Below are 9,922 nucleotides of genomic sequence, written 5' to 3'. Positions count from 1 at the left end.
TAAAACAGCTCCCGCAACCCCGCAACCGGAAGAATAAACACCCAGCTCAGATGTGGGTGAAGAGTCAATCACGGGCGCGGGGCTATATGCGCTACAGGTGTTGGGGTGGACAGATTCGCGTTCTGGGGGAGCTGACCGCCGGGGAAAGAATGCCACTGGCGTGCGGGGAAATGCTGGCCTCAGGCGCAATTGCTGGGTGCGGAAACGGAACGGGAAAGCCCCACGAGGAGGGGCTTGGAACCTTAGGCTCTGGTAGGGCCCAGCGGCATGGTGCGCTTGTGGGCGCCGCGACGCCAGAGGGTTTCGATGCGCTCGCGGGCGTCGTCAGGCACTGCCTTGCCCTCGAGGTAGTCATCGATGTGGGCGTAGGTGACGCCGAGCGCTTCTTCGTCGGAAAGCAAGGGGCGGTCATCCTCAAGGTCGGCAGTGGGGACCTTCTTCCACGTGGATTCAGGAGCCCCGAGGTACTCGAGGAGTTGAGCGCCTTGACGCTTGTTAAGCCCGGCGAGGGGCAAGACGTCGGCAGCACCATCTCCCCACTTGGTAAAGAAGGCGGTGACGTTTTCGGCGGCGTGGTCTGTACCGATGACCAAGGCCCCGACCTCGCCGGCCAGCGCGTATTGCGCAGACATGCGCAGGCGAGCCTTGAGGTTGCCTCGATTGAAGTCCCCCAGGGAGTCCTGTTGCAAGGCGTTGGCAACGACGCCGTCGAGAGCTGCGGTGGCCTCGGCAATGTTGACGGTGAGGGAGTAGTCAGGCTCGATGAAGTCGAGAGCGATCTGTGCGTCATCCTCGTCGGCCTGCACTCCGTGGGGAAGGCGCACGGCCCAGAAATGCGCCCCGTCGACGCGGGCCACCGCCAGCTGCGCCAAGCGTCCGGCCAGGGTGGAGTCCTGACCACCAGAGATGCCCAGGACAAAGCCCTTCGCGCCGGTGGTGCGGAGGTAGTCCACCAAAAAAGCGACGCGGCGCTCAACCTCTTCTGCTGGATCGATACGGGGCTTTACGCCAAGGGCCTTGATGATGTCGTGCTGGAGGTCTGAGGATTCATGTGACATGACGACCATGGTAGCCGCCTGCGACAATAGGAACCCGTGAACAAAGATACGTACGTCATGATGGTCGCAGGCATAGCCGCCCTGGGCGGCTTGCTCTTTGGATATGACACCGGAGTGATGTCTGGGGCCCTCCTCTTCGTGGGGCCGGAATTCGGTATGTCTGCCCATGAGGAAGGGCTCGTCACCTCGATGCTGTTGGTTGGCGCGGCAGTCGGTGCGCTGGCGGCTGGGCGTGTGGCGAGCGTAATCGGGCGACGCCGAACCCTCATCGCCGGCGGACTCATCTTCGTGGCTGGTTCCGTGTGGTGTGCGCTCGCAAACTCGGCCGCGGACCTTGCTACCGCCCGCACATTCCTTGGTGTGGCGGTGGGCGCGGTGTCCATCGTCTCTCCGATGTACATCTCTGAGATCACCCCGGCGGCTGTGCGGGGCCGGATGGTCTCCCTTAACACGCTCATGATCGTCATCGGGCAGCTGCTCGCGTACGGGGTGAACTCGCTGCTGGCTGCAAGCGGCAGCTGGCATTGGATGCTCGGGCTGGCCGCGGTCCCGGGCGCGGCGCTGGCGCTCGGCATGGTCTTCCTCCCTGATACCCCGGCGTGGCTCGCGGCACAAGGCCGAACGAGCGAAGCTGCCGCAGTCAGCGCTCGGGTAGGCGCGCGGGGAGCGGAGTTGGAGCATAGCGCGCGGCGGAGCACGGGTGAATGGCGAGCTTTGCGACGCCACCGCTGGATGCGCTCGGCCATTGCGCTTGCCATGCTCATGGGGGTGACTCAGCAGATTACGGGTGTGAACGCCATTGTGTACTTCGCGCCCACGATGATGAACCAGGTGGGTATCTCCACTACCAACTCGGTGTATACGTCGATGGTGATCGGTGCGGTATCCGTCGTAGCGTGCCTCGTGGGCATGCGCGTGATTGACCGACTGGGGCGCCGCCGGCTGTTGCTAGCAGGCTTATGCGGCAACGTTGTTTCGCTCGTGGTTCTAGCTGTGGCTTATCACTTCGCTTATGATTCCACGCCGCTGGCTATGCTGGCGCTAACATGCATGGCGGCGTTCATTGCCTTCCAGCAGGCGGCGGTCTCCCCGGCCACGTGGCTGCTGATGTCAGAAATCGTGCCATCCGAAGTTCGCGGCTTGGGCATGGGAATCGCCGGGCTGGCGCTGTGGGTGAGTAACTGGGCGGTGGCGCAGTTCTTCTTGCCGGTGGTCGAGTGGCTCGGCGGCTCGCTGGCCTTCGTAATCTTTGCGGTCTTGGGCCTCGTCGCGGTGGGGTATACCCGCGCCCTCGTTCCGGAAACGACGGGGAAGAGCCTCGAGGATGTTGCCGAACAGCTTCGCTCCCGCTACTCCGAAAGCTGAGTGTTTTGGTTATGACGCGCGCGTGGGGTAACATTTTTCCTCGTGTCATTGCTGGGTGTCTGCCCGGCTGTGCTTTGAACTAATCAATCGCATCTAGATTGCGCATAACGAAAGGAGCGCCCGATGAAGGTTCGCAAGTCGCTTCGGTCGCTGAAGAAGAAGCCGGGCGCCCAGGTTATTCGCCGCCACGGTAAGGTCTTCGTGATCAATAAGAAGGATCCGCGCTTCAAGGCTCGCCAGGGCTAAGTCGCACGGACTTAATTACCGCCCCGCTTTAGCACGCTTTTTGCCTGCTGGAGCGGGGCGGTTTCTTTTATTCTCCGAAGTCCTGTGAGCTTAAGGGACATTTCGTGTGGATGTGCGAGAGGCGAAACCAGGCCCCCGGGTGGTGTTTGTCACAAACTAAGTGAATCTTTGGTAAACGCGCAGGGAATATCACTCGTGTAGTTACCGCCGTGGCAGTGGGCGGAGTGATGGGGTGTCAACATGTGGGGTCGAGTCGGGTTACATCCTGGGAATACCACCCTTGTAACTACTACATGTGGTGCTAGTTGCGGGTTTCTGGCACAAAGTATAGTGTCGTTGATGTTGCTTGAGCGGCGGTTCTATATCGCTGCTCAGAGCTTAAAAGCAGAGCTGCTCGATGCTCTGCTCGTATCGAATTCAACAGTCACTCCGCGTGTAGCGCCGAAGGAAGCCAAAGGAACGTCACATGAGCATCACCCTCTACACCAAGCCCGCTTGCGTCCAGTGCAACGCCACCAAGAAGGCTCTCGACCGTGCTGGTCTCGAATACGAGTCGGTGGATATCTCGATGGATGATGATGCCCGCGACTACGTCATGGCTCTGGGCTACGTCCAGGCGCCGGTCGTTGAAGCTCACGGCGAGCACTGGTCTGGCTTCCGTCCCGACCGCATCAAGGCTCTCTCTGCCATGGCGGCGAGCGCCTAGGGTGCAGCCATGTTGGTCGTGTATTTCTCTTCCGCTACGGAAAACACCCACCGCTTCGTCGAGAAGCTCGGCCTTCCCAGCGCCCGCATCCCGTTGCGTCTTAATGACGAGCCCCTCACCGTGAACGAACCCTACGTCTTGATTTGTCCGACGTACGGGGGAGGGGCGTCGATGAGCGGGCGGAACACCCGGCCTGTCCCCAAGCAGGTCATTCGTTTCCTCAATGACGAGCACAACCGCAGCTTTATTCGTGCTGTCGTAGCCGGAGGTAATAGTAACTTCGGCAGTGACTTTGGTAAGGCGGGCGACGTTATCGCCGCCAAGTGTAAGGTTCCTTATGTGTACCGCTTCGAGCTTCTCGGAACCGAGGAAGATGTCACAATTTGCCGTGAAGGCCTCTTGGCCAACGCGGCCGCTTTAGGTTTAGCCGCCTAAAGCCTCATTTCTATTATTTTGTCTCTCCATTTCGCCATAGCAAAGAAAGGCCCGTGAACGTCGTGACCACGCAATTGGGTAAGACCGTCGCTGAACCTGTGAAGCCAGAGGAGCAGCTGGATTACCATGCGCTCAACGCACTCCTGAACCTGTATGACGAGAACGGCAAGATTCAGTTCGACAAGGACCGCGAGGCCGCGAACCAATTCTTCCTCCAGCACGTCAACCAGAACACCGTCTACTTCCATGATCTGGAAGAAAAGATGCGCTACCTGGTGGACAACAAATACTACGAGCCGGAACTGCTCGAGCAGTACGACTTTGATTTCATCAAGTCCCTGTTCAAGCGCGCCTACGCCTTCAAGTTTCGTTTTAAGACCTTCCTGGGTGCTTACAAGTACTACACCTCGTACACGCTGAAGACTTTCGACGGCCGCCGCTACCTCGAGCGCTTCGAAGACCGCGTGTCCATGACCGCACTCTTCTTGGCCGATGGTGACACTAAGGTGGCTGAGCACCTCGTGGATGAAATCATGACCGGCCGCTTCCAGCCGGCTACCCCGACCTTCCTCAACGCCGGCAAGGCTCAGCGTGGCGAGCTGGTGTCCTGCTTCCTGCTGCGTATTGAGGACAACATGGAGTCGATTGGTCGCTCCATTAACTCCGCTCTGCAGCTGTCCAAGCGCGGCGGCGGCGTGGCGCTGTTGCTGTCCAACATTCGTGAATCTGGCGCGCCCATCAAGCACATTGAGAACCAGTCTTCCGGCGTCATCCCCGTGATGAAGCTGTTGGAGGATTCCTTCTCCTACGCGAACCAGCTGGGTGCCCGTCAGGGTGCTGGTGCGGTTTACCTCAACGCGCACCACCCGGACATCATGAACTTCCTCGACACCAAGCGCGAAAATGCGGATGAGAAGATCCGCATTAAGACTCTTTCGCTTGGCATCGTGATCCCAGATATCACCTTCGAGCTGGCGAAGCGGAACGATGACATGTACCTGTTCAGCCCGTACGACGTCGAGCGCGTCTACGGCAAGGCTTTCGGTGATATCTCCGTTACTGAGCACTACGAAGAGATGGTTGAGGATCCGCGTATCCGCAAGAAGAAGATCAACGCTCGCCACTTCTTCCAGACCGTCGCGGAGCTGCAGTTCGAATCCGGTTACCCCTACATCATGTTCGAGGACACCGTGAACCGCGCCAACCCAGTCAAGACTGGGCGCATCAACATGTCGAACCTCTGCTCGGAGATTCTGCAAGTCAACTCCCCGTCGGAGCTCAACGAGGACCTCACCTACAAGACCTTGGGCAGCGATATTTCTTGCAACCTTGGTTCCTTGAACATCGCCGCCACCATGGATTCCCCGGACTTCGCGCTGACGGTGGAGACTGCTATCCGTGGTTTGACCGCGGTGTCGGATAAGACCGCCATCAACTCTGTTCCTTCCGTGCGCAAGGGCAACGATGATTCCCATGCCATCGGTCTGGGCCAGATGAACCTGCACGGCTACCTCGGCCGCGAGCACATTGAATATGGCTCCGAGGAAGGCTTGGACTTCACCAACGCCTACTTCGCCGCCATCATGTACGCTGCGCTGCGCGCATCCAACAAGCTGGCCCGCGAACGCGGCGAGTACTTCAGCGAGTTTCCCGAGTCTGACTACGCTAGTGGCGAGTTCTTCGACCGCTATGATCCGGCTGATTTTGCTCCCCGTACGGAGAAAGTTAAGGAGCTCTTCGCCAAGTCCTCGATCCACACCCCGTCGGCAGAGGAGTGGGCGCAGCTGAAGGCGGACGTCGCCAAGCACGGCATTTACAACCGCAACCTGCAGGCGGTGCCTCCGACCGGATCGATTTCCTACATCAATAACTCGACCTCTTCGATCCACCCGATTGCCTCCAAGATCGAGATTCGTAAGGAAGGCAAGATCGGCCGCGTCTACTACCCGGCGCCGCACATGGACAACGACAACCTGGAGTACTTCAAGGACTCCTACGAGATCGGCTACGAGAAGATCATCGATACCTACGCCGAAGCCACGAAGTACGTTGACCAAGGTCTGTCGTTGACGCTGTTCTTCAAGGACACCGCCACTACCCGCGATATCAACCGCGCCCAGATTTACGCTTGGCGCAAGGGCATTAAGACCCTCTACTACATCCGCCTGCGCCAGATGGCTCTGGAGGGAACTGAGATTGAGGGCTGCGTTTCCTGCATGCTCTAGTCTTTATTCGCACGCGCCTCAATGAGAATGGCGCGTGCGATTTTTTCTGCCTCGGGGGAGTCACCGCGGTGGATTGCCTCCGCTAGATCGAGGTGAAGCTGGGCGGTGCCGGCCGTCGGGTTGCGTTTGCGGGAACCATAGAGGGAGCGCCCGCGCACCATGGAGAGCAGATAGGGGCTCAGTGCCGAGAACATCTCATTGCCCGAGGCGTGGAGGACCATGGCGTGAAAGCGTAGATCTGTGGCGAGGTGCTCGCCGACGCGCCGCGTGGGCGTGACTTGGAGGCGGTGGGCCAGCTCCAGAATCTCTTCCTTATCTTCTGGGGAAGCGTGCTGCGCGGCTAAGCCCGCGGCGACAGGCTCGATGGCGAGGCGTAGATCATTAAGAGAGGTGCGCTGACTATCGCGCGATTTCTCGGAACCTAAACGCCAAGAAATGATTGCGGGATCGTAGACCGCCCATTCACTGATGGGGAGCACTGTAATACCTACTCGGCGCGACGAGGAGACCATCCCTAGGTGCTCGAGCGCGCGCATGGCTTCGCGGGCTACGGTTCGGGAAATACCGAAGCGCGCGCAGAGATCAGTGAGTGTAAATCGATCACCGGCTGCCAGCGTGCCGCTGACGATGCCCGTGCCCAAAGCGTCGAGCACGGTGCTGAGGAGGGGGGCGGAGGAGTCAGTCATTCCATCGAAACTCGGGGTCATGAGAACAGGGCTTAAGTATAAAACACGCTGGAATTTTGGCCCCTAGTTTTAGAGGGTACGATGGCACCGAACCCCCAAAAATACTAGCAAGACGAGGTGACGTGCGTGTCTCACGAGTACGACGATTACATCGCTAGCCACGAGGCTCCGGTGAAGGCAATTAACTGGAATACCATTCCAGATGAGAAGGACCTTGAGGTGTGGGATCGCCTGACCGGTAACTTCTGGCTCCCGGAGAAGGTTCCGGTGTCCAACGACATCCCGAGCTGGAAGACGCTCACGGAGAAGGAACAGGAGACCACCATGCGTGTTTTCGCTGGCCTCACCCTGCTCGATACCATTCAGGGCACCGTGGGTGCGGTCTCGCTGCTTCCCGACGCCGTCACGCCCCACGAGGAGGCCGTGTACACCAACATCGCCTTTATGGAGTCCGTCCACGCGAAGTCCTACTCCAATATTTTTATGACGCTGGCGTCGACACCCATGATCAACGACGCTTTCCGCTGGTCCGAGGAGAATGAAAACCTCCAGCGCAAGGCCAAGATCGTCATGTCCTACTATGAGGGGGATAACCCGCTGAAGAAGAAGGTAGCGTCCGTGCTGCTGGAATCCTTCCTCTTTTACTCTGGTTTCTTCCTGCCGATGCACTTCTCTTCGCGAGCAAAGCTGACGAACACGGCCGATATCATCCGCCTCATTATTCGCGATGAGGCCGTTCACGGCTACTACATCGGCTACAAGTTCCAGCAGGGCTACAAGGAGCTTTCGGAGCCGGAGCGGGAAGAGTTGAAGGGCTATGCCTTCGACTTGCTCTACGAGCTTTACGAGAACGAGATTGACTACACCGAGGATCTCTACGATGAGCTGGGTTGGACCGAGGATGTGAAGCGCTTCCTGCGCTACAACGCCAACAAGGCGCTGAACAACCTGGGCTTCGAGGGTCTCTTCCCTGCGGATGAAACCCGCGTGTCCCCAGCGATCCTGTCCTCGCTGTCTCCGAACGCGGATGAGAACCATGACTTCTTCTCTGGTTCCGGCTCTTCCTATGTGATTGGCAAGGCCGAGGAAACTACCGACGACGACTGGGACTTCTAAACCCTCCCCGTCGGTGCCGCGCACCTCCCGAGAGGATCAACCGAAAGGTTGATTCTTTCAGGGGGTGCGTTTTCGGCTTTTGGGGGCCTACAGAACGCGCCTTCTGTGTTCTAGATCACCGAGCGCTAAGGCGTGCCGCGGCGGGTCGGCCGCGTACAAGGGGTTATCTGCTCCAAACGGGGCTAGCAAGGGTAGCGGAAAATAACAGAGCGCTGGAAATTTGGCCCTGAGGTGGCCTAATATAATGCGAGTAAACCTAGGTGTTTGATCGCTGAGCGTGTGGCGCGTGAAAACGCGTGATACCGATGTGGTTAAACGCTTGTTCTTCAGGAGGATTTTATGACCGCTGTGGCGCCACGGCTCGACGATTATGTCGCGCCTACACGTCCGGAGCCGACTGGTAATGCAAAGACCGGTTCCAAGGCGTGGACGTTGCTAACCACCACCGACCACAAGCAGCTGGGCATCATGTACATGATCATGTCCTTCAGCTTCTTCTTCCTCGGTGGCTTTATGGCTCTGCTTCTTCGTGCTGAGCTTTTCACCCCGGGACTGCAGTTCCTGTCCAATGAGCAGTTCAACCAGCTGTTCACCATGCACGGCACCGTAATGCTGCTGCTGTTTGCAACACCAGTGGTGTGGGCATTCGGTAACTACGTTCTGCCCCTGCAGATTGGTGCACCGGATGTGGCCTTCCCGCGTCTGAATGCTTTCGGTTTCTGGATTACCCTGACCGGCGGCATCGTGATGCTCGCGGGCTTCTTGACTCCGGGCGGTGCTGCTGACTTCGGCTGGACCATGTACATGCCACTGGCTGACTCGGTTCACACCCCGGGCATCGGCGCGGACATGTGGATTGTCGGTGTGGGTGCTACCGGTGTCGGTACCATCGCTTCCGCCATCAACATGATCACCACGGTCCTCACCCTGCGTGCGCCGGGCATGACCATGTTCCGTCTACCGGTCTTCACCTGGGCTGTGTTTACCGCTTCCATCATCGTGCTGATGATCTTCCCGCTGCTGACCGCCGCAGCGCTGGGCGTTCTTTATGACCGCAAGCTGGGCGGCCACATCTATGACTCTGCCAACGGCGGTGCCATCCTGTGGCAGCACCTCTTCTGGTTCTTCGGCCACCCGGAGGTCTACGTCTTGGCACTGCCGTTCTTCGGCATCATTTCTGAGGTTGTGCCGGTCTTCGCCCGCAAGCCGGTCTTCGGTTACATCGGCCTGGTCTTCGCCCTGCTGGCCATCGGCGCGCTGTCCATGGCCGTGTGGGCCCACCACATGTTCGTCACCGGTGCTGTCCTGTTGCCGTTCTTCTCCTTCATGACCTTCCTCATTGCGGTTCCGACCGGCGTGAAGTTCTTCAACTGGGTTGGCACCATGTGGAAGGGCCACATCACCTGGGATACCCCGATGATCTTCGCCATGGGCTTCCTGGCTACCTTCCTCTTCGGCGGTATGACCGGCATTATGCTGGCCTCCCCGGCGCTGGACTTCCACCTTGCTGAGTCCTACTTCTTGATTGCTCACTTCCACTACACCCTGTTCGGTACCGTGGTGTTCTCCGCTTTCGCTGGCCTGTACTTCTGGTTCCCGAAGATGACCGGACGCATGCTTGATGAGCGCCTGGGTAAGATTCACTTCTGGCTGACCTTCATTGGCTTCCACGGCACCTTCCTGGTTCAGCACTGGGTGGGCAACATGGGTATGCCGCGTCGTTACGCCGATTACCTGGAGTCCGATGGCTTCACGGTCTTCAACCAGATTTCCACCATCTTCTCCTTCGTCCTGGGTGCCTCGGTTATCCCGCTGGTCTGGAACGTCTTCAAGTCTTGGCGCTACGGCGAGATCGTCACCGTGGACGATCCGTGGGGCTACGGCAACTCCCTCGAGTGGGCCACCTCCTGCCCGCCGCCGCGCCACAACTTCGTATCCCTGCCGCGCATCCGCTCCGAGCGTCCGGCCTTCGAGCTGCACTACCCGCACATGGTTAAGCGCATGCGCGAGGAAGCACACTCCGGCCACTAAGCACTCACTAGCTGAGTACTCCTGATAACGCCGCCTCCCCATCACAGCGATGGG

General features: G+C 59.0%; 9 protein-coding genes. 7 read left to right on the top strand and 2 right to left on the bottom strand.

All coding sequences use genetic code 11. The annotated features are described in order from the left end of the window. Positions 1–242 precede the first annotated feature (242 nt). Positions 243–1,067 (bottom strand): ammonia-dependent NAD(+) synthetase, encoded by an 825-nt coding sequence (gene nadE, locus HMPREF2743_RS08875; RefSeq protein WP_070525281.1) that lies wholly within the window; start codon positions 1,065–1,067, stop codon positions 243–245. Between the two features lie 27 nt (positions 1,068–1,094). On the opposite strand from nadE, the gene HMPREF2743_RS08870 reads away from it, so the two are divergent. From HMPREF2743_RS08870 to nrdE, 5 genes are all read left to right on the top strand, one after another. Next, positions 1,095–2,423: a sugar porter family MFS transporter gene (locus HMPREF2743_RS08870; protein ID WP_070818607.1), complete on the top strand. Its 1,329-nt coding sequence runs from the start codon at positions 1,095–1,097 to the stop codon at positions 2,421–2,423. Positions 2,424–2,546: 123 nt separating this feature from the next. Continuing rightward, positions 2,547–2,669 carry a type B 50S ribosomal protein L36 gene (gene ykgO / locus HMPREF2743_RS08865; RefSeq protein WP_003847162.1) on the top strand — a complete coding sequence of 41 codons (123 nt, stop codon included), beginning with the start codon at positions 2,547–2,549 and terminating at the stop codon, positions 2,667–2,669. Between the two features lie 466 nt (positions 2,670–3,135). Next, positions 3,136–3,375, top strand: a complete 240-nt coding sequence (nrdH, locus tag HMPREF2743_RS08860) for a glutaredoxin-like protein NrdH (protein WP_070645899.1) — start codon at positions 3,136–3,138, stop codon at positions 3,373–3,375. A 9-nt stretch (positions 3,376–3,384) separates the two neighbouring features. Continuing rightward, positions 3,385–3,810, top strand: coding sequence for a class Ib ribonucleoside-diphosphate reductase assembly flavoprotein NrdI (gene nrdI / locus HMPREF2743_RS08855; protein WP_070645901.1), 426 nt, complete (start codon positions 3,385–3,387; stop codon positions 3,808–3,810). Positions 3,811–3,872: 62 nt separating this feature from the next. Beyond that, positions 3,873–6,035, top strand: a complete 2,163-nt coding sequence (gene nrdE, locus HMPREF2743_RS08850) for a class 1b ribonucleoside-diphosphate reductase subunit alpha (protein WP_070525409.1) — start codon at positions 3,873–3,875, stop codon at positions 6,033–6,035. Here the strand turns inward: nrdE and HMPREF2743_RS08845 are convergent. Then, on the bottom strand, positions 6,032–6,742 hold the full coding sequence (locus HMPREF2743_RS08845) for a FadR/GntR family transcriptional regulator (protein WP_070818606.1): 711 nt from the start codon (positions 6,740–6,742) through the stop codon (positions 6,032–6,034). The genes nrdE and HMPREF2743_RS08845 overlap by 4 nt on opposite strands. A gap of 105 nt (positions 6,743–6,847) precedes the next feature. Between HMPREF2743_RS08845 and nrdF the strand changes: the two genes are divergently transcribed. Both nrdF and ctaD read left to right on the top strand, forming a co-directional pair. Then, a complete protein-coding gene (gene nrdF / locus HMPREF2743_RS08840; protein ID WP_070818605.1) occupies positions 6,848–7,837 on the top strand; it encodes a class 1b ribonucleoside-diphosphate reductase subunit beta in 990 nt (329 codons plus the stop codon). A 339-nt stretch (positions 7,838–8,176) separates the two neighbouring features. Continuing rightward, entirely contained in the window at positions 8,177–9,868 is a 1,692-nt protein-coding gene (ctaD, locus tag HMPREF2743_RS08835; protein ID WP_070525286.1) for an aa3-type cytochrome oxidase subunit I, read from the top strand. The last annotated feature ends 54 nt before the right edge of the window (positions 9,869–9,922 follow it).

The organism is Corynebacterium sp. HMSC036D02 (assembly GCF_001836165.1).
GTDB lineage: Bacteria > Actinomycetota > Actinomycetes > Mycobacteriales > Mycobacteriaceae > Corynebacterium.
This window is presented reverse-complemented; position numbering and strand designations above follow the sequence as displayed.

Coding starts and splice junctions, on each gene's coding strand:
- nadE (WP_070525281.1), bottom strand. CDS start 1,067: ATGGTCGTCATGTCACATGAATCCTCAGACCTCCAGCACGACATCATC.
- ykgO (WP_003847162.1), top strand. CDS start 2,547: ATGAAGGTTCGCAAGTCGCTTCGGTCGCTGAAGAAGAAGCCGGGCGCC.
- nrdH (WP_070645899.1), top strand. CDS start 3,136: ATGAGCATCACCCTCTACACCAAGCCCGCTTGCGTCCAGTGCAACGCC.
- nrdI (WP_070645901.1), top strand. CDS start 3,385: ATGTTGGTCGTGTATTTCTCTTCCGCTACGGAAAACACCCACCGCTTC.
- HMPREF2743_RS08845 (WP_070818606.1), bottom strand. CDS start 6,742: ATGACCCCGAGTTTCGATGGAATGACTGACTCCTCCGCCCCCCTCCTC.
- ctaD (WP_070525286.1), top strand. CDS start 8,177: ATGACCGCTGTGGCGCCACGGCTCGACGATTATGTCGCGCCTACACGT.